At 71.4% G+C, this 23,658-nt stretch carries 20 protein-coding genes; 13 read left to right on the forward strand and 7 right to left on the reverse strand.

Translation table 11 applies throughout. The features are described 5' to 3' along the window. Nucleotides 1–23 precede the first annotated feature (23 nt). The gene (locus HAV40_RS15025; protein ID WP_166381593.1) at nt 24–1,184 is read right to left on the reverse strand and encodes a glycosyltransferase family 4 protein; all 1,161 of its coding nucleotides are present in this window, start codon (nt 1,182–1,184) and stop codon (nt 24–26) included. A 50-nt stretch (nt 1,185–1,234) separates the two neighbouring features. Here HAV40_RS15025 and HAV40_RS15030 point away from each other — a divergent pair, with 50 nt between their 5' ends. Further along, the gene (locus tag HAV40_RS15030) at nt 1,235–2,089 is read left to right on the forward strand and encodes an Fpg/Nei family DNA glycosylase (RefSeq protein WP_166381594.1); all 855 of its coding nucleotides are present in this window, start codon (nt 1,235–1,237) and stop codon (nt 2,087–2,089) included. 205 nt (nt 2,090–2,294) lie between these two features. Then, on the forward strand, nt 2,295–3,863 hold the full coding sequence (locus HAV40_RS15035) for a sugar transferase (RefSeq protein ID WP_166381595.1): 1,569 nt from the start codon (nt 2,295–2,297) through the stop codon (nt 3,861–3,863). Between the two features lie 53 nt (nt 3,864–3,916). Here the strand turns inward: HAV40_RS15035 and HAV40_RS15040 are convergent, their stop codons facing one another. Beyond that, complete coding sequence (locus HAV40_RS15040; RefSeq protein ID WP_166381596.1) at nt 3,917–4,474, reverse strand: Uma2 family endonuclease; 558 nt, start codon at nt 4,472–4,474, stop codon at nt 3,917–3,919. 196 nt (nt 4,475–4,670) lie between these two features. On the opposite strand from HAV40_RS15040, the gene HAV40_RS15045 reads away from it, so the two are divergent. The 9 genes from HAV40_RS15045 (at nt 4,671) to HAV40_RS15080 (ending at nt 16,878) form a co-directional block, all read left to right on the forward strand. Next, entirely contained in the window at nt 4,671–5,348 is a 678-nt protein-coding gene (locus HAV40_RS15045) for a response regulator transcription factor (RefSeq protein ID WP_166381597.1), read from the forward strand. After that, entirely contained in the window at nt 5,345–6,499 is a 1,155-nt protein-coding gene (locus HAV40_RS15050; RefSeq protein WP_239086120.1) for a HAMP domain-containing sensor histidine kinase, read from the forward strand. The genes HAV40_RS15045 and HAV40_RS15050 overlap by 4 nt, the downstream gene beginning before the upstream one ends. Before the next feature lie 19 nt (nt 6,500–6,518). Further along, nucleotides 6,519–8,366: a DUF4153 domain-containing protein gene (locus HAV40_RS15055; protein WP_166381598.1), complete on the forward strand. Its 1,848-nt coding sequence runs from the start codon at nt 6,519–6,521 to the stop codon at nt 8,364–8,366. 68 nt (nt 8,367–8,434) lie between these two features. Next, nucleotides 8,435–9,190, forward strand: a complete 756-nt coding sequence (locus HAV40_RS15060; RefSeq protein WP_166381599.1) for an ABC transporter ATP-binding protein — start codon at nt 8,435–8,437, stop codon at nt 9,188–9,190. Then, entirely contained in the window at nt 9,181–10,788 is a 1,608-nt protein-coding gene (locus tag HAV40_RS15065) for an ABC transporter permease (RefSeq protein ID WP_166381600.1), read from the forward strand. Before HAV40_RS15060 ends, HAV40_RS15065 begins: the two co-directional genes overlap by 10 nt. 106 nt (nt 10,789–10,894) lie before the next feature. Then, nucleotides 10,895–11,020, forward strand: coding sequence for a hypothetical protein (locus HAV40_RS38875; protein WP_275413466.1), 126 nt, complete (start codon nt 10,895–10,897; stop codon nt 11,018–11,020). A 232-nt stretch (nt 11,021–11,252) separates the two neighbouring features. Beyond that, nucleotides 11,253–13,613, forward strand: a complete 2,361-nt coding sequence (locus tag HAV40_RS38880) for a hypothetical protein (RefSeq protein WP_166381601.1) — start codon at nt 11,253–11,255, stop codon at nt 13,611–13,613. 109 nt (nt 13,614–13,722) lie between these two features. Beyond that, entirely contained in the window at nt 13,723–15,009 is a 1,287-nt protein-coding gene (locus HAV40_RS15075) for an MFS transporter (protein WP_166381602.1), read from the forward strand. A gap of 63 nt (nt 15,010–15,072) precedes the next feature. Continuing rightward, nucleotides 15,073–16,878, forward strand: coding sequence for an NHL domain-containing thioredoxin family protein (locus HAV40_RS15080; RefSeq protein WP_166381603.1), 1,806 nt, complete (start codon nt 15,073–15,075; stop codon nt 16,876–16,878). Nucleotides 16,879–16,884: 6 nt separating this feature from the next. Here the strand turns inward: HAV40_RS15080 and HAV40_RS15085 are convergent, their stop codons facing one another. After that, nucleotides 16,885–17,619, reverse strand: a complete 735-nt coding sequence (locus HAV40_RS15085; RefSeq protein ID WP_166381604.1) for a LamB/YcsF family protein — start codon at nt 17,617–17,619, stop codon at nt 16,885–16,887. Between the two features lie 91 nt (nt 17,620–17,710). On the opposite strand from HAV40_RS15085, the gene trhA reads away from it, so the two are divergent. After that, nucleotides 17,711–18,391 (forward strand): PAQR family membrane homeostasis protein TrhA, encoded by a 681-nt coding sequence (trhA, locus tag HAV40_RS15090; protein WP_166381605.1) that lies wholly within the window; start codon nt 17,711–17,713, stop codon nt 18,389–18,391. 192 nt (nt 18,392–18,583) lie between these two features. On the opposite strand, the gene HAV40_RS15095 is transcribed toward trhA, so the two are convergent. Next, complete coding sequence (locus HAV40_RS15095; protein ID WP_166381985.1) at nt 18,584–19,096, reverse strand: SixA phosphatase family protein; 513 nt, start codon at nt 19,094–19,096, stop codon at nt 18,584–18,586. Between the two features lie 190 nt (nt 19,097–19,286). Next, entirely contained in the window at nt 19,287–21,122 is a 1,836-nt protein-coding gene (locus HAV40_RS15100; RefSeq protein WP_166381606.1) for an acyl-CoA dehydrogenase, read from the reverse strand. A gap of 376 nt (nt 21,123–21,498) precedes the next feature. Here HAV40_RS15100 and HAV40_RS38885 point away from each other — a divergent pair, with 376 nt between their 5' ends. Further along, nucleotides 21,499–21,633: a hypothetical protein gene (locus tag HAV40_RS38885; RefSeq protein ID WP_275413465.1), complete on the forward strand. Its 135-nt coding sequence runs from the start codon at nt 21,499–21,501 to the stop codon at nt 21,631–21,633. Here HAV40_RS38885 and HAV40_RS15105 read toward each other — a convergent pair. Both HAV40_RS15105 and dcd read right to left on the reverse strand, forming a co-directional pair. Further along, nucleotides 21,630–22,757, reverse strand: a complete 1,128-nt coding sequence (locus HAV40_RS15105) for a PP2C family protein-serine/threonine phosphatase (protein ID WP_166381607.1) — start codon at nt 22,755–22,757, stop codon at nt 21,630–21,632. The two genes, HAV40_RS38885 and HAV40_RS15105, sit on opposite strands and share 4 nt — an antisense overlap. 154 nt (nt 22,758–22,911) lie before the next feature. Beyond that, nucleotides 22,912–23,490 (reverse strand): dCTP deaminase, encoded by a 579-nt coding sequence (dcd, locus tag HAV40_RS15110; RefSeq protein WP_166381608.1) that lies wholly within the window; start codon nt 23,488–23,490, stop codon nt 22,912–22,914. Nucleotides 23,491–23,658: the final 168 nt, after the last annotated feature.

A 23,658-nucleotide genomic window follows, 5' to 3' on the forward strand; every position in this document is an offset into this window, starting at 1 on the left:
AAGTCTTTAAGAGTTGCGCCCGGTCAGGGGCGGCGGGTGGGGAGGGAGTCGTAGACGGCGAGGAGTTGGCCGGTGACTACGTCGGGGTGGAAGGTGGTGAGGTAGCGGTGGCGGGCTACGTCGGTGAGGGTGGGGGCGGCTTTGAGGGCGTCGGGGAGGGCGGCGGCCCAGTCGTCGACGGTGGGCGGGACCGCGAAACCGGCGTTGTCGATCAGGTACGGGATGCCGCCGAGGTTGGTGCCGATCACCGGGCGGCCGTTGGCCAGGGCCTCGATGATCGCGGTGGGCAGCACGTCGTGCCAGGTCGAGGGCACGGCGATCATGGCCGAGGTACGCAGCACGGCGCGTACGCCCATGCGGTCCAGCGGGCCGAGGTATTCGACGTCGGCGCGCTCGGCGGCCACCTGCTCGGCCAGCGGGCGCAGCTCGCCGTCCCCGGCGATGCGCAGGCGGCCCAGCGCGCCGTCCGGGTGCCGCCGCCAGGCGTCCAGCAGCAGGCCGAGCCCCTTCTCCGGGGAGAGCCGGGCGGCGAAGAGCAGGCCGTCCCCGGCCGCCGGGGGCGGACCCGGGTCCTCGACCGCGTTCGGCTTGACCGTGATCTGGCCGTCGGTGATGCCGTAGTCGCGCAGGTGGTCGGCGATGGCGGCGGTCAGCGCGATGTAGCGGTCGACCGAGCGCCAGGTGGAGCGGTGTACGGCCAGCGTGGTCGCCATGATCGCGCTCTGCGCCGTGGAGCCCCGGTAGCACTTGTGCTTGATCGCGGGCAGCGCGAACGCCCTGCCCCGGCACTCGTGGCAGGCGTGGCCGTCACGGAAGTACAGGCCGGGCGCGCACACCTGCCGGTAGTTGTGCACCGTCTGCACCACCGGCACGCCGTGCGCGTGCGCGGTGCGCACCACCCAGGGCGAGAGCAGCGGGTACGGGTTGTGCAGGTGCAACACGTCAGGGCGCTGTTCACGGAGCAGCCTGGCCAGGTCCTTCTGTGCCGACGGGGCCCAGATCGGGGAGATCGGCAGCAGCACCTTCTGCGCGGCCGACAGCGACGGGATGTCGTCGGAGCTGCGCAGGAATGGCAGCACGGTGACCCCGGCCGCCTCCAGCTGCGCGATCTCGAGGTCGACGATGACGTTCTCGCCCGAGGGCAGCTCGGAGCGGTACCGATTGTGGGCGACCACGACCTTCAACGGTTTCCTGCTCTCTGCTCGGCTGACCCTAGAACGGTAGCGTTAGCTCCGTGCCCGAGTTGCCCGAGGTGGAGGCGCTCGCCGCGTACCTGCGCGAGCGAGCGGTAGGCCAGCGCGTCGAGCGGGTCGACGTGTCGGCGATCAGCGCCCTCAAGACGTTCGACCCGCCCCTGTCCGCGACCCACGGACTGATGATCACCGGTGCCGGCCGCCACGGCAAGTTCCTCGACATCGAGCTCGGGGACCTGCACCTGGTGATCCACCTGGCCCGCGCGGGCTGGCTGCACTATCGCGACGCGTTGCCGGACACGCCGCTCAAACCGGGCAGCGGCCCGATCGCGCTGCGGGTGCGGCTGTCCGACGGGTCGGGCTTCGACCTGACCGAGGCCGGGACCCGTAAGAAACTGTCCGCGTACCTGGTGACCGATGTGAACCAGGTGCCCGGTGTCGCCCGGCTCGGACCGGACGCGCTGGGCCTGGACCTGGCTGGGCTCGGCGAGGTGCTGAAGGGGCGCAACTCCCAGATCAAGGGTGTGCTGCGCGACCAGCAGGTGCTGTCCGGCATCGGCAACGCGTACTCCGACGAGATCCTGCACGTGGCGCGGCTGTCGCCGTACGCGAGGGCGGACCGGCTGACGCCGGAGCAGCTGGAGAGCCTGCACAGCGCGATCCAGCAGGTGCTGACGGAGGCGCTGGACCGCTCGGTCGGGCAGAAGGCGGCCACGCTCAAGGCGGAGAAGCGGGCCAACCTGCGGGTGCACGGGCGAACCGGGCAGCCGTGTCCGGTCTGTGGCGATACGGTGCGCGAGGTGTCGTTCGCCGATTCCAGCCTGCAGTACTGCCCGACCTGCCAAACCGGTGGAAAACCGCTCGCAGACCGCCGACTTTCCAAACTCCTGCGCTAGTGTCACGCACAGCCCAGTTCGTATAGTGTCCCGGTCCTGGAGTCTTCGGACGTCGCCGACACGGTGTCTCCGCCGACCCCGGACAAACCATGCGAGACTGAACGATGTGGGCGACACCCGTCCTGCCGCACGTTCCGACCGCAGGGCTGAAGCACCTGCCGGCGCCACCGGGCAGGATCGTGACGCACGGGAGGACCCAGGTGAGGTGACGACGAGCCTGAAGCACCCGACCACCGTGCCAAAGCGGTCGAATGTCCCGGATTACGTAGCCGACCGATACGAGTTGCCCCCCGTGCCGAAGACCAACGGCGTCGCCCGCAACGCGTTCGCCCGGGGCACCGCGCGCCGCGCCCGCTGGCACCGCCCGTACATCCTCTGCCTGGTCATCGGCGACCTGCTGTGCGCCGCGGCGGCGAGCTGGACGGCGATCACGCAGTTCGAGAGCAACCGGGTCACCTCCGGTTTCGACCGGGAGATCCAGTTCCAGCTGGTCGCGTACGCCTTCATGCCGCTGATCTGGCTGCTGCTGCTGTGGGCCAACGGCGCCTACGACCGCCGCGTCATCGGGCTGGGCACGGACGAGTTCAAGCGGGTGTTCCGGTCCACGATCGCCGTCGCGGCGACCGTCTCCTTCTTCGCCTTCGGTTTCCAGAAGGGCGGCCCCGGCGAGGGCCTGTCCCGCGGCATCGTGGCGTTCGTGATCATCGCCGCGATGACCTACATCTTCGGCATGCGATTACTGGCCCGCCGCGCCCTGTACGTGGTGCGCCGCCGCGGCAGGCTCGCCACGTACCGGATGCTGCTGGTCGGCTCGCTGCCCGAGACGCTGTTCGTCTACAAGGTCGTCTCGCGCAACCCGAAGGCGGGCCTGGTGCCCGTCGCGATCCACCTCTCCGAGCACCTGCCGGCCTCCCGCCGGGCGCAGGCCCCCGTGCCCGTGCACTACGGCCGCAACCTCGTCGACCTCGTACACGAGCTGCGCGCCGACACCATCGCGGTGTGCGGCTCGGCCGGCGGGGAGCCCGACGAGCTGCGCCGCCTGGCCTGGCAGCTGGAGGGCACCGGCATCGACCTGGTGGTCGCACCGCAGCTCACCGACATCGCCGGGCCCCGGGTGCACATCCGCCCGATCGAGGGCCTGCCGCTGCTGCACGTCGAGGAGCCCAAGCTCTCCGGCATGGCCTGGCTGGCCAAGAACCTGCTGGACCGGGTCGCCGCCTTCCTCGGCCTGCTGCTGCTGGCCCCGCTGCTGCTGGTCATCTCGCTGGCCATCTCGATCACCGACCGCGGCCCGGCGTTCTTCCGGCAGCTGCGCGTCGGCCACGAGGGCAGGGTGTTCAAGGTGTGGAAGTTCCGCACCATGTACACCGACGCCGAGGAGCGCAAGAGCAAGCTCGAAGCCCAGAACGAGGGCGACGGCATGCTCTTCAAGATCCGCGACGACCCGCGGGTCACCCCGGTCGGGCGCTTCCTGCGGGCCAGCTCCATCGACGAGCTGCCGCAGCTGATCAACGTGCTCAAGGGCGAGATGTCGCTGGTCGGGCCACGGCCGCTGCCCGCCGACGACGGCGACTACCTCGGCGACGTGCGCCGCCGCCTGCTGGTGCGCCCCGGCATGACCGGCCTGTGGCAGGTCTCCGGCCGCTCCGACCTGAGCTGGGACGAGGCGGTCCGGCTGGACCTCTACTACGTCGACAACTGGTCCCTGGCGTACGACCTGAGCATCCTGTGGCGCACCGTCGGCGTCGTGCTGCGACGCAAGGGTGCGTACTGAGGAACGCGCGAGAACGGCCGGGCGGCTCGCGAGCTGCCCGGCCGTTCCGCTGTTCAGGCAAAGATCTTGGCCAGATCCAGCTGGTACGGGAACGGCATGGCGCCGCTCATCATGCCTGTGTGCTTCTCCTCGACGTCATAGCCAGCGGGACCGGGCTGGGTCAGCACCAGGATTTCTCTGGCTCCGGGCTCGACAATCCAGTACTCAGCCACGCCGACCATGGCGTAACCGGCGCGCTTGAGCACCAGGTCGTTGCTGGGGTTGCTGGGAGAAACCACCTCCACGACCAACTGCGCCGCGGCCGGTGGCAGCGCCGCCATCGAGCCTCCGAGCAGGTCGACGTCGAAGATCACGAGGTCGGGAATGAAGTACGAGGTGCCGTCGCGGCGCAATACCCCAAGGTTCTCCCCGACCACGAAATCCGAGGGTGCCTGCGCTTCCAGTGCCCTGCGCAGGCGATACAACGTCGTGAAGTGAGGCATGGGCGGTGGTGGGGTCACGAGCAGGGTCCCGTCGAAGATCTCGTACCGGTAGCCGTCGTCGGGCGAGTCGCGCAGATCCTCGAACTGCCAGGCGCGCAGCGGCTCAGACCGGAGCAGCGGATGGGTCATCGTTGTCACCCCTCCTCTCTATCGGTGCCCGTGTGACATCTCCAGAGTGCAGCACGAATCAGCGGTGAGGAAGCTTCCCCAGGTCAAATAGGGGACCCCGAAGGCTTGCCGCGTACCCTGCCGAACCCGGTCCGCGCACAAGTCCTTCACAACTGGGACTGAGGATGGGCACAGGTGACCGTTAGAGTCCCTGGTCATGAGTGAACGTCGCGTCCTGGTGGTGGAGGACGATCCCACCATCGCCGGGTCGGTGATCGCCCGGTTGCGGGCCGAGGGCTTCGCGGTGGCGCACGCCGGGACGGGGCCCGCCGCTGTGGAGGCCGCAGGGCGGCTGAAGCCGGATCTGATCGTGCTGGATCTGATGCTGCCGGGCTTCGACGGGCTGGAGGTCTGCCGCCGGGTCCAGGCGCAGCGGCCGGTGCCGGTGCTCATGCTCACCGCCCGCGACGATGAGAACGACCTGCTGGTCGGCCTCGCCGTGGGTGCCGACGACTACCTCACCAAGCCGTTCTCGATGCGGGTGCTCGCCGCGCGGGTGCACGCGCTGCTGCGCCGGGCCGACCGGTCCACCGCGCCGGACGCCCCGATCAAGCTCGGCCCCTTGGAGATCATCCGGTCAGAGCGCCGGGTGCGGCGGGACGGGGCCGAGGCGCACCTGACCCCGACCGAGTACGACCTGCTGGTGTACCTCGCCGAGCGGCACCGGGCGGTGCTGCCCCGCGAGCGGCTGCTGTCCGAGATCTGGGGCTGGGCCGAGGGCTACGGCACCCGCACGGTCGATTCCCACATCAAGGCGCTGCGGCGCAAGCTGGGGGCCGACCTGATCCGCACGGTGCACGGAGTCGGATACGCCCTGGAAGCCGAACCCACGTGATCGAACGTGTCCTCGACTGGCTCACCCACCCCATGTACCGGGTGCTGGGGCCGCTGATCGTGCTGTCCAACCGGGCGCTGGACCGGCTGCCCCGGCCGCTGGACCCGTTCCGGTCGATCAAACTGAAGCTGGCCATCCTGCTCGCCATCTCCGGCGCGACCGGGCTCGTGGTGTTCTGGGGCAGGCTCGGGTTCATCAACTGGCCGGTCGCCATCTCGGCGGGGCTGGTCGGGCTGATCACGCTGCAGGTGCTGGCGCACGGCATGACCAAGCCATTACGCGAGATGACCGCCGCCGCGCGGGCGATGGCCCGGGGCGACTACAGCCGCCGGGTGCGCGCCACCAGCCGGGACGAGGTGGGCGAACTGGCCCGCGCGTTCAACCTGATGGCGGCCGACCTCGCGGCCAGCGACCAGCAGCGGCGCGAGCTGATCGCGAACGTGTCGCACGAGCTGCGTACGCCGATCACCGCGCTGCACGGGGTGCTGGAGAACATCGTCGACGGCGTGAGCAGCGCCGACCCGGCGACCCTGCGTACCGCGCTGGCGCAGACCGAGCGGCTGTCCCGCCTGGTCACCGAGCTGCTGGACCTGTCGAAGGTCGACGCGGGCGCGGCCTCGCTGCGCCGGGTGCCGATGCCGGTCGCGGAGTTCCTGGCCCGGGTCGTCGACGAGGCACGCCTGAACGCCCCCGCCACCCGGTTCCGGCTGCGCGACGTCGTCCCGCACACCATCAGCGCCGACCCGGCGCGCCTGCACCAGGTGTTCGCGAACCTGCTGGAGAACGCCGCGCGGCACAGCCCGGCGGGCGGAGTGGTCACCGTCAGCGCCCGCCCGACCGGCACGCAGACCGTCTTCGAGGTGCTCGACCAGGGAGTGGGCATCGCGCCCGCCCTCCGGGAGCGGGTCTTCGAGCGTTTCACCAGAGGTAAGAGCGCCGAGTCGTCCGACGGCGGCACCGGTCTCGGCCTGGCCATCGCCCGCTGGGCGGTGGAGCTGCACCACGGCACGATCGCGATCGTCGACCCGCCTGGCGGGACCGGCTGCCGCGTACGCATCACCCTGCCCCAGAAGCCCGCACCTCATCAGTCGCCCGCAGAAGTCGGAGCCAACGATGTCAGACACCTCTCCGGACAACCCACCGCAGCCTGACGAACCATCGCCACCTGCCGTGGAGTCGCCCCCGCCGGCGAAGAAGGCACCGGCCCGCAAGCGCACCCCCGCGAAGGCGGCCAAGGCCGCCGCGGAGCAGGCCGACCCCACCCCGCCCGCCGTCACGGACGACGACGCCGCCGACGCCCCTGCGGTGGACGCCGCCCCTGCGGTGGACGCCGCGCCGGCTGCGGACGCCCCCGGCGCGTGGACCGCGCCTGACCCGGCGGTTTCGGTGCCCGCGCCCGTCCCGCCGACGCCGGGCGCGGCTGCGACGACCGCGACGGCTGCGGTCCCGGCTGCGAGCGCCACGGTCCCGCCGCAGACCTATCCGGCCGACATGGCCCGGTTCTCGCCGCTGCCGCCGCCCCCGCCCGGTTTCCTGCAGGCTCGCTGGCAGGGGCCCGACTACGCGGGCGGCCCGGCGGCCTGGGTCGCCGCGCTCATCGGTGGCCTGGCCACCGCGATCGCGCTGCCGCTGAGCCGTCCCGGCATCGGCTGGCTGCTGGTGGGCCTGGTCATGACGGGTGCGGTCTGGCACGCGGCGCGCTTCGGCCCGAAGCCGGACACGAAGGTCGAGCGCTGGGTCCGGGTCGGCTGGGCGGTGCTCGCCGTGGCGCTGCTGGCCGTCGGCACCTTCCGCGACGCGGGCTGGCTGTACGTGTTCTGCGTGCTCGGCGCGATCGCGTGCGGTTCGCTGGCGGTGGCGGGCGGGCACTCGGTGCGGGCCGTGGTCGTCGGCGCGCTGGCGGTGCCGCTGGCCTTCTTCCGGTCGATCCCGTGGCTGGCCAAGGGTGCGCGCGCCTGGCAGCAGACGCGGGAGAAGAGCGGCACCACGGGCCGGATCGTGCTGTCGCTGGTGGTGACGTTCGTCCTGCTGGTCGTGTTCGGCGCGCTGTTCGCGTCGGCTGACGCGGCGTTCGCGACCATGCTCGGCGACATCCTGCCCGAGATCAACGCCCGCGCGGTCTTCCGGGGCGTGCTGTACACCCTCATCGGCGGACTGATCACCGCCGGTGCGATCTTCACCGTGCTGGCCCCGCCGGACCTGTCCGGCCTGGAGCGGCCCGCCACCCGGCGGATCGGCCGCATCGAGGTCGCGCTGCCGCTGGGCGGCCTGGTGCTGCTGTTCGGCGCGTTCGTCGTCGTGCAGCTGCGCTTCTTCTTCGGCGACACGGCGTACATCCAGAAGGCCACCAAGCTGACCTTCTCCGAGTACGCCGTGCAGGGCTTCGGGCAGCTGCTCGTGGTGACGATGCTGACCCTGGTCGTCATCGGGCTGGTCTCGCGCTGGGCGTCGAAGGAGAACAGCCGGGACCGGGTCCTGCTGCGTACGCTGCTCGGCGCGCTCGTGCTGCTCAGCATGGTGATCGTCGGTTCGGCGGTCTGGCGCATGTGGCTCTACCAGAACACCTACGGCTGGACCCGCGAGCGGCTGTTCTTCGGCTCGGTCGAGCTGTACCTCGGCGGCGTGTTCATCCTGATCGCGATCGCCGGGTGGAAGCTGCGGGCCACCTGGTTCCCGCGCGCGGCGGTGGCGGGCTTCGCCGGGCTGCTGCTGTTCCTGGGCGCGGCGAACCCGGAGCACTTCATCGCGGAGCAGAACGTCGAGCGCTTCCAGAAGATCGACTTCTGGTACCTGCGGGCACTCGGACCGGACGCGGCACCGGCCCTGGCCAAGCTCCCGGAGCCGTACCGCAGCTGCGCCCTGAGCTGGATGATCCGCGACCTGAACGCCAACCCGGACCAGTGGTACTCCTGGAACCTCAGCCGGGCCCAGGCCGAGAACCTGCTGGACAAGGTCCAGGTCATGCCCGCCTCGAAGGCCTGCAGGGAATCCGAGCGCCTCAACGACTCGCGCCGGTGATCGACGCCTGCCCGTCGCCCCCTTCGCACGGGGCGACGGGCAGGCACCGCGCGTCTACAGTCTGATCCGTGATCCCCGACAGCGCTTTCGCCCTCCAGGGGCTGGTCAAGAGGTTCGATACCAAGGTCGCCGTCGACGGGGTGGACCTGGCCGTTCCGGCGGGCTCGTTCTTCGGCCTGCTCGGCCCGAACGGCGCGGGCAAGACCACCACCCTGTCCATGGCCGTCGGCCTGCTGCGCCCGGACGCCGGGCGGGCCCTCGTGCTCGGCCACGACGTGTGGCGCGATCCCGTCCGGGCCAAGTCGCTGATCGGTGTGATGCCCGACGGCGTACGCCTCTTCGACCGCCTCGACGGCACCGAACTGCTCACATACCAGGGGCTGCTGCGCGGCATGGCGCCCGACGTCATCGACGCGCGGGTGACCGAACTGCTGGACGTGCTGGCCCTGACCGACGCCGGGCGCACCCTGGTCATCGACTACTCGGCCGGTATGAAGAAGAAGATCGCGCTGGCCTGCGCGCTGCTGCACGCGCCCCGGCTGCTGGTGCTCGACGAGCCGTTCGAGGCCGTCGACCCGGTCAGCGGCGCGGCCATCCGCGACATCCTCACCCGCTACGTCGCCGGTGGCGGCACCGTCATCTTCTCCAGCCACGTGCTGGAGGTGGTGGAGCGACTGTGCACCCACGTCGCGATCATGGCGAACGGCCGGATCAGCGCCGTCGGCTCCCTCGACGAGGTGCGGGCCGGGCGGACCCTGGAGGACGCGTTCGTCGCGGTGGTCGGCGGGCGCGTCTCGACCGGCTCGGAGCTGTCATGGCTCTGACGTTCGCCCGCCTGAAGCTGCGCGTGTTGCGCAACGGCTTCCGCGGCCGCCCCGGCAAGATCGTCCTGTTCGTGGTCGGGCTGCTGGCGGCGCTGTTCTACGGCATCCTGACGGCGCTGTTCTTCCTGATCCCGTACGTGCCCAACGCGCCGGACTGGGGCGCGGTGGTGCCCGCGTTCGGCGGGGCCGTGCTCGTGCTCGGCTGGATCCTGATGCCGCTGGTCTGGTTCGGCGTCGACGAGACCCTGGAACCCGGCCGCTTCGCGCTGCTGCCGCTGCCCCGCCCGGTGCTGCTGCGCGGCCTGCTGATCGCCGCGCTGCTGGGGGTGCCGGCGTTCGGCACGCTGCTGGCGACGTCGGGCCTGGCGATCGGCGCGGGCGTGGGCGGCGGCCCGCTGCCCGCCGTGACCGCGGCCGTCGGCGTGGTGCTCGGCCTGCTGCTCTGTGTGGTCGCGAGCCGGGCCGTGACCAGCGGGTTCGCCCGCGCGTTACGGGCCCGCCGCACCCGGGACATGGCCGCCGTGCTGCTGGCGGTGCTCGCCGCGTCGCTCGGCCCGCTCCAGTTCCTGCTCACCTCGGGGGCGCAGCAGGTCGGGATGCAGCGGCTGGCCCCGATCGCCGACGTGCTCGGCTGGACTCCGCTGGCCGCGCCGTACGTGGTGGGCCTCGACGCGGTGCAGGGTCGATGGGCGGCGGTGGCGGCCCGGCTCGCCATCACGGTGGTGACGATCCTGCTGCTGGCGTGGTGGTGGTCGAGTTCGCTGGAGTCGGCGATGGCCGGCACCTCCGGCGGCGGCGAGGTGCGGACGCGTACGGTCACCGGCGCTCCGGTCGCCCGGTTCTTCGGCCGGGCCCGGCTGCCGCGCACCCCGTACGGCGCGATGGTGCAGCGCGAGCGGCGCTACTGGGTGCGCGACGTGCGGCGGCGGGCCAGCCTGATCACGTTCACCGTGATCGGGGTGTTCCTGCCGGTGGTCATGAACCTCGGTCCGGGCGCGGCGGGCAACGTCGTCGCGCAGAGCGTGAACGGCGGCTCGATGGTGCTGGTCGGCGCGCTGGCCGGGCTCGGCATCGCGAACCAGTTCGGCTACGACGGCACCGCGTACGCGACGCACGTGGTGGTGGGGGTGTCCGGCCGGGTCGAGTTGCGGGCCAGGGCGGTGGCGTACTCCTGGTACATCGTGCCGCTGCTGCTGGCCCTGGCCGTGCTCAACGCGGTGCTGCGCGGGGACCTGCTGCTGCTCCCGGTCATGTTCGGCACCCTGTTCGCCGCGTACGGGACCGGGCTGGCCTGCGCGATGCACGCGTCGGTCTGGGCGGCGTACGCCCTGCCGGAGAACCAGAACCCGTTCGCGATCAACACCGGCACCGGCGTCGCGAAGAGTTTCCTGGCGATGGGCGCCTGGTTCGCGGGCATGGTGCTGGCCGTGCCGATCGTGCTGCTGGTGGTGCTCGGCGGCTCGGTCGGCGCGGTGCTGGCGCTGCCGGTCGGGCTGGCGTACGCGGCGGGCGCGATCTGGCTTGGACTGATCACCGCGGGTGACATCCTCGACCACCGGCAACCTGAGCTGCTGGCGACGATCACCCCGCGGACATGAGCGGTTAACCTACGAATCATCGGCTGGTGGTGCAGCTCACCGAATAATCGTTGGAGTTACTGGGCCTCCATACGATGTAATAGTGGGTATGAGCATCATGAAGAAAATGGGGACGCGGAGCCGCAGCGCCGAGCAGATCCACCTCGAGCGCACCCATGCCGAGCGCGCGCAGCGTCGCCGCGCCGCGGAACTCGGTGACCCCATGGCAGCCGTCTTCGTACGCCTGCACTGAGACGTTTCTCCTCCTCCAAGAGCGTTGCGGCCCCTGTCGCGCCATCCGGCGACAGGGGCCGCGATGCGTTCAGGGCCCTGGGCAGCCCGGCGACGTGAACCCACCTCCCGTATTCCGGTCGCGCGTGAGTACCGGTACGGTGGGCACGGCCGCCACCCCTGCGCTCATGACCCCTGCGTGACTTCCGCACGGCGTCAGCCAGGGCTGGCGAAAGAGAGGGAGGCGTGCGCGTATGACGTCCGAGGCACCGCAGCAGCCCGGCTGGCCGCCGGCTGACGCAGCCGACCGCAAGAGTGGATTCGGCCTGTTCGAGGCGCCCCCCGCGCCCGACGAGTTCCCGGTCTTCACTCCCTACGGCAGCGCGCCGGAGGAGGCGTTCCCGCCGGACTCGGTCGCCGAGCAGGCCCCGCCGGCGTTCAGCGGCTTCCCCGCCGAACCCGCGGCCCCGGCCGCCGACGAGGCTCCATACGTGCCGGCCCCGGCCGTCGTGCCGATCCCGGGCGTACGCCACGAGATGTCGTCCGCGTTCGCGGCGCACGAGCCCTTCGTCGGCTCGACTCCCCCCGCTGAACCCGACTGGGCGACGCCCCCGGCGCAGCCGGACTGGGCCACGTCACAGGACTGGTCCACCCCCGCCGAGCAGCCCTGGCAGGCCGCACCCGCCGCCGAGCAGCCGTGGGAGCAGGCCGCCGCCGCGCCCACCCCCGAGCAGGCCTGGCCGGACTACTCCGACTTCGACTCCGGTTTCCCCAAGCCGCAGGAGCCCGCAGCCGCTCCCGAGCCGCCCCCGGCGACCGAGTCGGTCTCCTGGGCCGCGTTCGCCGCCGGCGAGTCGCACAAGCCCAGCGCCCCGTCCGGGCCGTGGACGCCGCCGCCCGCGGTCGCCGCGCTGATGGACCCCGAGCCGGAGGCCCCGGCCGCACCGGCCTACGAGCCGCCCGCCGCCTACGAGCCCGCGCCGTCCTACGAGCCGACGCCGTCGTACGAGTCCTCGTCATACCCGACGAGCTCGTCGTACGAGGCCGCGCCGCCGTTCGAGCCGACCCCGCCGCCCGCGTACGAGCCCGCCTCGTCCTACGAGCCCGCGCCGTCGTCCTATGAACCGGCTCCACCGCCCGCCTCGTCCTACGAGCCGGCTGCGCCGTCGTCCTACGAGCCCGCCTCGTCCTACGAGCCCGCCGCGCCGTCGTACGAGACCGCTGCTCCGTACGAGCCTGCCTCGTCGTCTTACGAGCCTGCTTCGTCGTCGTATGAGCCCGCCGCGCCGTATGAGCCCGCGCCGTCGTCCTACGAGCCCGCCTCCTCGTATGAGTCCGCGCCGTCGTCATACGAGCCGGCGTCCTCGTATGACCCGACGCCGCCGCCCGCTTACGAGCCCGCGCCGTCTTACGAGCCCGCCGCTGCGGCTCCGGTGAGCCCGCCGCCGAGCGCCGGTCCGGTGAGTTCGCCGCCCGCGCCGACCACCCCGGTGAGCACGCCGCCCGCCATCCCGGTCACCCCGCCGCCGGGCGTCGCGCGCGCCTCGGCCGGAGTCGCCTCCGCAGCCGTGCCGACCGCCAGCCGGGTCAGCCCTGCCGACGACGTGCCCGCGACGCCGTCCAAGACCCAGGGCCGGGTGTACGGGTCGGCTACGGTCTCCGCGCCCGCCGAGCCGGAGATGCCGGCGGCCGCGCCCGTGTCGCCCCCGCCGCCACCGGCGCAGCCCGCGGCAGGTGCCGCGCGGGCCACCGCCCGCGTGACGGTGCCCAGCGCGCAGTCCGGTCCGGTGGAGCCGCACGCCGCCCCGCCGATCACCCGCTCGTCCACCGTGTACGGCGCGCCCGCCCGCCCGGTGGAGCAGCCCGCCCCGGCACAGCCCGCTCCAGCCGCGCCCGAGCAGTCCGCGCCGCAGAGTCCCGCTCCCGCGCTCGCCCAGCGCCAGCCGCGCCAGCACACGTTCGGCGACCTGCTCCAGCCCGCCGCGACTCCGCAGGCCGCCGCCGCGCCGCCAGCCGCTCCCCCGGCTCCGGCCGGGCCGCAGCCCAGCGTGTACGGCAACCCGCCCGCGTCCCCGCCGGGGCCGCCCGCCCGCGGTCCGATGCAGCCACCGGCCCGGCCGTCCGGCCCGCCGCCGGGTGCGGGCTTCGTGCCCGGCCAGCGCCCGCCGATGGACTCGCCGCCGCCCCCGGCCCAGGAGCAGTCGAAGTTCGACAAGTTCAAGCCCGACGAGACCGGCACCGGTGCCGTCGAGATCAAGCCGGTACGCACCGGCCGCGTGATCGTCATGGTGGTCATCGGCTGCGCGCTGCTGCTCGCGGTCGCCTTCGGTGTCCTGATCGGCGTGCAGAAGCTGATGGGCGGGGAGGACGCGGACCCGGCCTTCGGCGTCGGCGACTGCCTCAAGCAGTCGGGCAGCGCGGCGGTCGCCTCCGCGTGCACCGAGCCGGACACGTACAAGGTCGTCTCGGTCGCCGCCGCCAAGGAGGACTGCGAGGACAAGACGCAGCCGCACGTCACCGTGGGCAGCAAGGTGCTCTGCCTGGTGCCGAACACCGCCGGAGGCACCCAGCCGTCCACGGCTCCGTCGGGCCCCGCGACCACCCCGACGCCGTGACAGCAGATCATCCGTAAGTGACGAAAGGCCCTGTGGTGCTGACCACAGGGCCTTTCTTTTCGCCTTATCTCGTTCGCGCCGTGTCACCCCTGGACACCAGACTGGGCGCATGTTGCGCGACTCCCTGCCCGCGAGGCCCGAAGCACGCCGGATGCTCGTCGGCACCCTCTTCTCCGCGCTGGGCCGGGGGCTGACGCTGCCGTTCCTGTTCATCTACCTCACCGACGTGCGGCACCTGTCCGGCACCACCGTCGGGCTGCTCATCGGCTGGTTCGGGCTGCTCACCCTGGCGGTCGCGCCGCTGTCGGGCTCGCTGATCGACCGGTTCGGCGCGCGCCGGGTGGTCATGCCCGCGCTGCTCATCGAGGCCGTCGGCGTCGGCTCGCTGGCCCTGGTCGGCAGCACCTGGCAGGCTGCGGTCGCGCTGACGCTGAGCGGCCTGGGCGCGTCGACGATCTGGGCGGGCCAGAACACCATCCTCACCTCGATCACCGGCGAGCAGGAGCGGCAGCGGGTCTTCGGCCTGCAGTTCGCGCTGCTCAACCTCGGCATCGGCATCGGCTCGGCGACCGCGGGCAGCATCGTGGACACCGCCCGGCCGGGCACCTTCCAGCTGATCTACGTGCTGGACATGCTCTGCTACGCGGGCCCGTTCCTGATCCTGCTGACCCTGCCGAAGGTGGGCGGGCGGCTGGTGGAGACGCCGACGCTGACCGCGACCGGCCGCAGACGGGGGTACGCAGAGGTGCTGCGGCACCGGCCGTTCCGCCGCCTCATGATCTTCAGTGTGCTGCTCACGGTTTCGGGATACGCGCAGCTCGAGGTCGGATTCACCGGTTTCGCAACCAAGGTCGCGGGCGTCACCCCGCAGGTCATCGGGTACGCCTTCACCGCCAACACGGTCGTGATCGTTATCGCGCAGCTGATCGTCATCAAGAAGCTGCAGGGACGCAGCCGCACCCGGGCACTGGCCGCGGTCGGCGGCGTGTTCGGCCTCGCCTGGCTGGTGCTCGGCGCGGCCGGTTACGTCGACGGCAGCAACGCCGTGCTCAGCGCGATGATCGTGATCCTCTTCGGCGCGGTCTTCGCGGTCGGCGAGACGATGCTGTCGCCGGTCAGCCCGGCCCTGGTCAACGTGCTCGCCTCGGACGAGCTGCGCGGCCGGTACAACGCGCTGTCCTCGATGGTGTGGGGCATGTCCGCGATCGTCGCCCCGGTCAGCGCGGGCCCGCTGCTCGGCGCGGGGCTCGGCGGGGTCTGGATCGCGCTGGTCACGATCGGCACGCTCGCCGCGTCGCTGGTGGCCCTGTCGCTGCGCAAGCTGATCACCCCTGAGCAGGACGGCCGCGCCGCCGAGCCGGTGCCCGCCGCGCTGGCAACACCCGTCCCGGCCTGACCGGTACGACAGGTCACACCCCGTCGCCGAGTAGCCCGCAGCATGATCGGGCAGAATGATCTGATGCGGGTACGAGCGCCGGAGCTGCGCGGACGAGGCTGGTTGAACACCGGCGGCAAGGACCTCAAGCTGGCCGACCTGCGCGGCCGGATCGTGATCCTGGACTTCTGGACCTTCTGCTGCATCAATTGTCTGCACGTGCTCGACGAGCTGCGCCCGCTCGAAGAGAAGTACGCCGACGTGCTGGTGATCATCGGGGTGCACTCGCCGAAGTTCGAGCACGAGCGCGACGCGGACGCGCTGGCCGCGGCGGTCGAGCGCTACGGCGTGGACCACCCTGTGCTCGACGACCCGACCATGGACATGTGGCAGCAGTACGCCGCCAAGGCCTGGCCGACCCTGTCGGTGATCGACCCCGAGGGCTACGTCGTGGCGAACATGGCCGGCGAGGGCCACGCCGAAGGGCTGCGCCGCCTGCTGGACGAGCTGATCGCCGTACACGAGGCGAAGGGCACCCTGCACCGCGGCGACGGCCCCTTCGTGCCCCCGCCGCCCAGCGACACGCTGCTGCGCTTCCCCGGCAAGGCACTGCCGCTGCCCGACGGCACCGTGCTGGTCTCCGACTCGGCCCGGCACAGCCTCGCCGTGCTCGACGCCGACCTGTCGGCGGTGCTGCGCCGCGTCGGCACCGGCGGTCGCGGGCGCGCCGACGGCGGCCCGGCCGAGGCGAGCTTCTCCGAGCCGCAGGGCATCTGCCTACTGCCGTCCGACGTCGCGGCCGTGGTCGGCTACGACGTCGTCGTCGCGGACACGGTCAACCACCTGCTGCGCGGCGTACGCCTGAGCGACCTGGTCGTGACCACGGTGGCCGGCACCGGTCGGCAGTGGCGGTCCAGCCTCGACGACCACGCGCACGACGCGCGGGCCATGGACCTGTCCTCGCCGTGGGACGTCGCCTGGTACGACGGCAAGGTCATCGTCGCCATGGCGGGCACGCACACGCTGTGGTGGTTCGACCCGGTCAAGCGCACCGTCGGCCTGTACGCCGGAACGACCGTCGAGGCGCTGCGCGACGGCCCGCTGGACCAGGTGTGGATGGCGCAGCCGTCCGGCCTGTCGACCTCGCCCGACGGCAGCCGCCTGTGGCTGGCCGACGCCGAGACCAGCTCGCTGCGCTGGATCGAGGACGGGCAGATGCACACCGCGGTCGGGCAGGGCCTGTTCGACTTCGGGCACGTGGACGGCCCCGCCGACCAGGCGCTGCTGCAGCACCCGCTGGGCGTGTGCGCGCTGCCGGACGGCTCGGTGCTGATCGCCGACACGTACAACGGTGCGGTCCGGCGCTGGCAGGACGGCCAGGTGTCCACCGTCGACAGCGGCCTGGCCGAGCCCAGCGACATCGTGCTCGACGCCGACGGCAGCGTGCTGGTGGTCGAGTCGGCGGCGCATCGGCTGGTCCGGCTCGCCCCCGCGGCGGCCGGTGTCGTGGACGGCGGCCGGCACAAGGTCGAGCGGCCGCCGTCGCCGCTGGCCCCCGGCACGGTCACGCTCGACGTCATCTTCACGCCCGCGCCCGGCCAGAAGCTGGACACCAGCTTCGGCGACCCGACCCGGCTGGAGGTGTCCGCCTCCCCCGCCGAACTGCTGCTGGACGGTGCCGGAGTGACCTCCGGCCTGACCCGCGAACTGGTCCTCAACCCGGCCGTCCCGCAGGGCGTGCTCCAGGTCGTGGCTCAGGCTGCGACCTGCGACGCCGACGCCGAGTTCCCCGCCTGCCACCTCACCCGCCAGGACTGGGGCGTCCCGATCGTCATCACCCCCGGCGCCCCCACCCGCCTCCCCCTGATCCTCCGCGGCCTCGACGCCTGACCCCGGTCAGGGGAGGAAGGGAGTGAGGGGGACTTCGGCGTGGTGGAGGGCTTCGCGGATGGCGCGGGCCAGGACCACGGCGCCGGGGGTGTCGCCGTGTAGGCAGATGGAGTCGACGGCGTGCGGGAGCACGGTGCCGTCCAGGGCGATGACCCGCTGGTCGACCACCATCAGCAGGGCTCGGGCCACCACCTCCTCCTGGTCGGTGATGATCGCGCCGGCTTTGCTGCGCGGGAGCAGGGTGCCGTCGGCGCGGTAGGCGCGGTCGGCGAAGCCCTCGGCGTACACCGGAACGACCGCGTCCCCGGCCGCTGTCGCCAGCGGCGAGCCGGGCGCGCACAGCACCGGCAGCCCGGTCGCCAGCGCCGCGTCGACGATCGCGTCGATGTGCGCGGTCGCGTGGTAGAGCGCACCGTGCGGCTTGATGTACCGCACGCGGGTGCCTTCGACCGCGGCCAGCGCCTGCAGCGCCCCGACCTGGTAGATGATCTCGTCGCGGAGCTGGCTGAGGTCGTACTCGATGAATCGGCGGCCGAAGCCGGCCAGGTCGCGGTAGCCGACCTGCGCGCCCACGGTCACGCCCTGCCGGGCGGCCAGTTCGCAGCTGCGGCGCATCGTCGACGCGTCGCCCGCGTGGAAGCCGCAGGCGACGTTGGCGCTGGTCACCACGTCGAGCAGGGCTTCGTCGTCACCGAGCTCCCAGCGGCCGAAGCCCTCGCCGAGATCAGCGTTGAGATCCATGGAAGAACACCCTAGTGCCTGGGCGGGATGTTACCGGCCTCACGCGCGGGGGCTACGCGCCAGTAACCTACGGTGTCGTAGCCTGGAGGGTATGAATGGCACCGCCACCCCGCAGCGTCTGCGCCCCGTCGACATCGGCAAGCCGCGGATGCGTGGCTGGCTGCATGCGTACGCCTTCTTCGTCGCCCTGGTCTGCGGCGTCGTCCTGGTGACGATCGCCGCGTTCCGGCCCGGCAGCACGCCCGTGATCAGCGTCGCGGTCTACAGCCTCACCGTGTGCGGACTGTTCGGGGTCAGCGGGCTCTACCACCGGCGGGTCTGGAGCGAACGTGGCTACCAGACCATGCGGCGGCTCGACCACGCCATGATCTTCATCTTCATCGCGGGCACGTACACACCGTTCTGCCTGCTCCTGCTGCCGTCCGGCGAGGCGGCACTGCTGCTCGCGCTGGTCTGGGTCGGCGCGCTGGGCGGCGCTGCCATGTCGCTGATCTGGCCGCACGCGCCGCGCTGGGTGTCCGCGCCGCTGTACCTCGCCCTGGGCTGGGTCGCCGTCGCCGTGCTGCCCGACATCCTGCACAACGGCGGCGTCACCGCGCTGGTCCTGCTCCTGGTAGGCGGCCTGGCCTACAGCGTCGGCGCCGTCTTCTACGCCCTGCGCCGCCCCAACCCCTGGCCCACCGTCTTCGGCCACCACGAGTTCTTCCACGCCTGCACCCTCGTAGCCGCCATCGCCCACCACATAGCCATCTACTTCGCCCTCTTCGCCTGACCCCCTCGCCTCCAACCCCCTCACCCCCGACCCGCGCCCACCCCGCGCCAAAGCCGCCCACCATCTGTCGCAACTCTTAAAGAGTCGCGCCCATAGGCACCTCCTGAGGCCGCGACTCTTTAAGAGTTGCGGCAGGAACGGGCCGGCGCCGCGCGGGCCGCGCGCGGTGGTGGGGGGTGGGGGTGGGGAGGGTCAGGCGCGGGCGGTGTGGGCGGCTACGAGTTTGGCAGTGTCGGTGACGGGCCAGTCGGACTCTGGCTGGTGTACGGCGATGCCGCAGGTGCGCAGGCCGTCGGAGTCCACCTCGCCGCCGCCCGTGTCGAGCTGCTCGGACAGCTGGGAGATGGTCGGGTTGTGCCCGATGACGAGGACGTTGCGGAACTCCGGTTCCACGGTCCGGATCAGGTCGAGCAGGTCGCCGGGCGCGCCGTCGTACAGCTCACGTTCGTAGCGGACCACCGGTGACCCCGCGCCGGCCAGCGCGACGGCGACCGAGTGCCAGGTCTGGCGGGTACGCCGAGCTGGCGAGCAGAGCACGAGATCGGGCACGTACCCGTGGTTGACCATCCAGGCCCCGGCGGCGGCGGCGTCAGCGTGGCCGCGGTCGGTGAGCGGGCGGTCGGTGTCGGACAAGCCGACCGGGCGGTCGGCCTTGGCGTGACGCAGCAGCACCAGAGTGCGTGGGCGCGTTGCGGCGCCGGTCAGCGGAGCCATGTGCTCAGCTTGCCGCACGCGGCGCGGTTGCGCATCCCAACTTCGGCGATAACAGCCCGGCACGCGGCTGACGCCCCGCGCCCAGCGCTGGGACGGGAACGGCGCCCCCTCAGCCGAGGGGACGCCGTTCACCTATTCGTGGGATGGGCGCGAGGTGTGGCCGGAGCCGCACCCCGTGGGGTCAGAAGGAGGCCTCGTCCAGGTCCATCGGGTCGAGCGTGGCCAGCTCGACGATGCGCCGGTCGGAGCCCAGGCGCGGCAGCACCTCGCGCGAGAAGAAACGCGCGGTGGCCACGACACCGTTGTAGAAGGCCTCGTCGCTGCCCGGCTCGCCGGACAGCTTGCGCAGCGCCACCTCGGCGCGGCGCAGCAGCAGCCAGCCGACGACCAGGTCGCCGATGGCCAGCAGCAGGCGGCGGGAGTGCAGGCCGACCTTGTACAGCGCGCGCGGGTCGTCGCCCTGCGACTCGGCCAGCCAGCCGGTGAAGGTGCCGAGCATGGCCTGTACGTCGCCGAGCGCGGCGGCGAGCGAGGCCCGCTCCTCCTTCAGCTGGCCGTTGCCGGCCTCGTTGGTCAGGAACTCCTGGATCTCCCCGGCGACCGACATCAGGGCCCGGCCGTTGTCCCGTACGATCTTGCGGAACACCAGGTCGAGGCTCTGGATCGCGGTGGTGCCCTCGTACAGCGAATCGATCTTCGCGTCGCGGACGTACTGCTCCAGCGGGTAGTCCTGCAGGAAGCCCGAGCCGCCGAAGGTCTGCAGCGACTCGGAGCTGAGCAGCTCGGACGCGCGCTCGGAGCCGCAGCCCTTGACCAGCGGCAGCAGGAAGTCGTTGATCTTCTCGGCCCGCTTGGCGGCCTTCTCGTCACCGGCGGCCTTGGCCATGGCGACCCGGTCCTGCCAGTACGCCGTGTACGCGACCAGCGCCCGCAGGCCCTCGGCGTACGACTTCTGCAGCAGCAGCGAGCGGCGTACGTCCGGGTGCTGGGTGATGGCGACCCGCGGTGCGGTCTTGTCGGTCATCTTCAGCAGGTCGGCGCCCTGCACCCGCTCCTTGGCGTACGCCAGGGCGTTCAGGTAACCGGTCGACAGCGTCGCGATGGCCTTGGTGCCGACCATCATGCGGGCGTTCTCGATGATCAGGAACATCTGGCGGATGCCCTCGTGCACCTCGCCGACGAGCCAGCCCTTGGCCGGAACGCCGTGCCCGCCGAAGGTGGTCTCGCAGGTCGTGGAGACCTTGATGCCCATCTTGTGCTCGACGTTGGTCACGAAGACGCCGTTGCGCTCGCCCAGCTCGCCGCTCTCGGCGTCGAAGTGGAACTTCGGCACGACGAACAGCGACAGACCCTTGGTGCCCGGAGCGCCACCCTCGGGGCGGGCCAGCACGTAGTGAATGATGTTGTCCGACATGTCGTGCTCGGCCGAGGTGATGAAGCGCTTCACACCCTCGATGTGCCAGGAGCCGTCGTCCTGCTTGACCGCCTTGGTGCGGCCCGCGCCGACGTCGGAGCCCGCGTCGGGCTCGGTGAGCACCATCGTCGAGCCCCACTTGCGGTCGACGAACAGCTCCGCCCACTTCTTCTGCTCGTCGGTGCCTTCGAGGAACAGCACGTGCGCGAACGACGGGCCCGAGCCGAACATCCAGACCGGCGCGTTCGAGCCGAGCACCAGCTCGGCGAACGCCCAGGTCAGGGTGCGCGGGGCGGAGCTGCCGCCGAGGGCGGGCGGCAGGTCCAGGCGCCAGAACTCGGAGTCCATCCAGGTCTTGAAGGACTGCTTGAAGCTCTCCGGCATGGCGACGGTGTAGTTCGCCGGGTCGTACACCGGCGGGTTGCGGTCGGCGTCGGCGTAGCTCGCGGCCAGGTCGACGCGCGCCATGCGGTCGATCTCGTGCAGCACGCTGCGCGCGGTGTCCGCGTCGATGTCGGCGAAGTGGCCCTCGCCGAAGGGCGTGTCGAAGACCTCGAACAGGTTGAACTCAAGATCACGCAAGTTGCTCTGGTAGTGGCTCATTCTTCCCGCCCTCAGCGCATTCAGTTACCGACCAGTAAGTACGACTCTATTACTCACGAGTAACCATCGGCAAGCAAACTCCCGACATCTCCCCACCCACACCAGGTGAAATCCCCCACACCCGCGCCTACCCGCTTAGCGCGCCCGTCGACTCGCTCCGCGGATGAAGATCACTGTTTGTGGTCAAAAGGTGGGGTGTGGCCGCAGATCTTGACCGCAAACGGCGATCTTCCCTCGCCAGCCGAACGGACATACTCCCCATACCGGACATGCGCAAGCGACCACGCCGCCGGAGCGCAACCATTCGGCAGCGGCGTCGTTCTTCCGGGTGACGCGCGGGCACCCTCGCCCCGCCCGCCACAGGGGAGGAAGAAAGATGATCGAGAATCTGCGCAAGCTCATGTTCGAGCCGCGCTTCCCGGTCCGCTACATCGGCCGCCACCGGGCGCCGAGCGCACTGCCGGTGCTGAATCTCGCGGTCCGGCGCGGCCGGTCCACCTCGGTCGCCTAGTTCGCCGCGCCGAGTTCCCAGCTCGGCACCGAGGCCAGGGTGGGCTGCGACGGACCCGCGTACTCCATCAGGATCAGCGCGATGTCGTCGTCCAGCCGGTTGTGCACCCACTCCATCAGCGCCGACTCGACCGAGGCCAGGCCGTCGCCCACGGTGCCGTGGCCGAGCAGCTTCCAGGCCCGCTCGGTGATCGGGAAGAACTCGCCGTCGCGCCGCGCCTCGGCCAGGCCGTCGGTCAGCAGCAGCAGCCGGTCGCCCGGCTCCAGCCGCTCCACCCGGCTGCGCACCACCGGCATGAACCCCAGCGGCGGGGCGGGCGAAGGCGGATCGAGGGTGATGACCTCACCGCGCCGGATCAGGATCGGCGCGGGGTGGCCGCAGTTCACGATGGTCAGCGTGCCGCCACGCTCCTCGACCAGGCACGCCGTCACGAAGTCCTCGTCACCGACGCTGCGGGCCACGGCCCGGTCCAGGTCGGCGACGATCGCGCGCAGGTCGGCCCGTTCGAAGGCGACATGGCGGTACGAGCCCAGCACGATGCTCGCCGTACGCACCGCGTCCAGGCCCTTGCCCCGCACATCCCCGATGATCATGCGTACGCCGTACGGGGTGTCCAGCGCCTCGTACAGGTCACCGCCGATGTCGGCCGCCGCGGTCGCGGAGATGTAGCGGCCCGCCACCGCCAGCGCGCCCACCTTCGGCCCCAGCGGGCGCAGCACGGCCTGCTGGGCGATGGTGGCCAGCTTGGCCAGCTCGGCGATCCGTTCGGCCTGCCGCTGGCGGACCACCGCCACCAGCGCCGCGATGCCGGTCGCCAGACCGATGCCGACGACGTTGATGAACGCCGACAGGTCGTCGGCGCTCATGCCGAAGAAGGCGAACACGGTGCCCACCGCCGTCGCGACCACCCCGGCGACCAGCACGGCCTGCCACGGAGCGAACACCGCGGCGAGGAACGGCACCGTCGCCATGAGGCCGACGAAGCGGGCTTCACGGCCGTCGGCCAGCTCCACCGAGCTGATCAAGAAGAGCAGCACAAAGGCCGCGCCGAGTCCGGCGCGGAATCCAGGGCTTAGCGGGCGGCCGCCCGACAGGGCAAGTGGTATGCGTACGGCAACCAGCATGCCTGATCAACTTCGCTACACCGCTCAGATTGTCTCGTCGGCGGAGCGCATTCTGTACGGTCGGGTGAGACGCTCTTTCACGTTTTTTCAGAAACTGTTTGGCTGGTTGTCGGAAACGAGCAGCGTGCGCCCGATCCGCGCGCGACGGCCGAGGTCAGGCCGTCGGCCACGTCCGCCAGTTGAGGTACGACCGCGACGCCGTCGGGCCGCGCTGGCCCTGATAGCGCGAGCCGTTCACGCTCGACCCGTACGGGTGCTCGGCCTCCGACGACAGCCGCAGCACGCAGAGCTGGCCGATCTTCATCCCCGGCCACAGCCGGATCGGCAGCGTCGCCACATTGGACAGTTCCAGCGTCACGTGCCCGGAGAAGCCCGGGTCGATGAAGCCCGCCGTCGAATGCGTCAGCAGCCCCAGCCGGCCCAGGCTCGACTTGCCCTCCAGCCGCGCCGCCAGCTGGTTGCCCAGCGTGACGACCTCCAGCGTCGAGGCGAGCACGAACTCTCCCGGGTGCAGCACGAACGGCTGCCCGTCCTGCACCTCGACCATGGTCGTCAGGTCGTCCTGCTGCTCGGCCGGGTCGATGTGCGTGTACAGGTGGTTGTTGAACACCCGGAACAGGCGGTCCAGCCGGACGTCGATGCTCGACGGCTGCACCAGGCTCGGCTCGAACGGCTCCAACTCCAGGTGGCCGGACTTGATCTCGGCCACGAGGTCCCGGTCGGATAGCAACACGCAGCGGAGCCTACCTTCCGCCCCTCCACGGCCGCGATTTCGCCGCTCATACCGGGCCGAACGGGCGAATTTTGCTCCGTCGCCGCAGTCCACGAGGGCTTCTTCGGCCGACGATCACCCGATAGGGGACGCACCGCGTGTCTCGATGGCGCACTAGAACATGTGTTC

Origin of the sequence: Catellatospora methionotrophica (assembly GCF_011297335.1) — a bacterium.
GTDB lineage: Bacteria > Actinomycetota > Actinomycetes > Mycobacteriales > Micromonosporaceae > Catellatospora > Catellatospora methionotrophica.

Bases quoted from the DNA above. Each gene is read 5' to 3' on its own strand.
- HAV40_RS15040 (WP_166381596.1), bottom strand. From the start codon at position 4,474: ATGACCCATCCGCTGCTCCGGTCTGAGCCGCTGCGCGCCTGGCAGTTC.
- HAV40_RS15045 (WP_166381597.1), top strand. From the start codon at position 4,671: ATGAGTGAACGTCGCGTCCTGGTGGTGGAGGACGATCCCACCATCGCC.
- HAV40_RS15065 (WP_166381600.1), top strand. From the start codon at position 9,181: ATGGCTCTGACGTTCGCCCGCCTGAAGCTGCGCGTGTTGCGCAACGGC.
- HAV40_RS38875 (WP_275413466.1), top strand. From the start codon at position 10,895: ATGGGGACGCGGAGCCGCAGCGCCGAGCAGATCCACCTCGAGCGCACC.
- HAV40_RS38880 (WP_166381601.1), top strand. From the start codon at position 11,253: ATGACGTCCGAGGCACCGCAGCAGCCCGGCTGGCCGCCGGCTGACGCA.
- HAV40_RS15075 (WP_166381602.1), top strand. From the start codon at position 13,723: ATGTTGCGCGACTCCCTGCCCGCGAGGCCCGAAGCACGCCGGATGCTC.
- HAV40_RS15080 (WP_166381603.1), top strand. From the start codon at position 15,073: ATGCGGGTACGAGCGCCGGAGCTGCGCGGACGAGGCTGGTTGAACACC.
- HAV40_RS15085 (WP_166381604.1), bottom strand. From the start codon at position 17,619: ATGGATCTCAACGCTGATCTCGGCGAGGGCTTCGGCCGCTGGGAGCTC.
- trhA (WP_166381605.1), top strand. From the start codon at position 17,711: ATGAATGGCACCGCCACCCCGCAGCGTCTGCGCCCCGTCGACATCGGC.
- HAV40_RS15100 (WP_166381606.1), bottom strand. From the start codon at position 21,122: ATGAGCCACTACCAGAGCAACTTGCGTGATCTTGAGTTCAACCTGTTC.
- HAV40_RS38885 (WP_275413465.1), top strand. From the start codon at position 21,499: ATGATCGAGAATCTGCGCAAGCTCATGTTCGAGCCGCGCTTCCCGGTC.
- HAV40_RS15105 (WP_166381607.1), bottom strand. From the start codon at position 22,757: ATGCTGGTTGCCGTACGCATACCACTTGCCCTGTCGGGCGGCCGCCCG.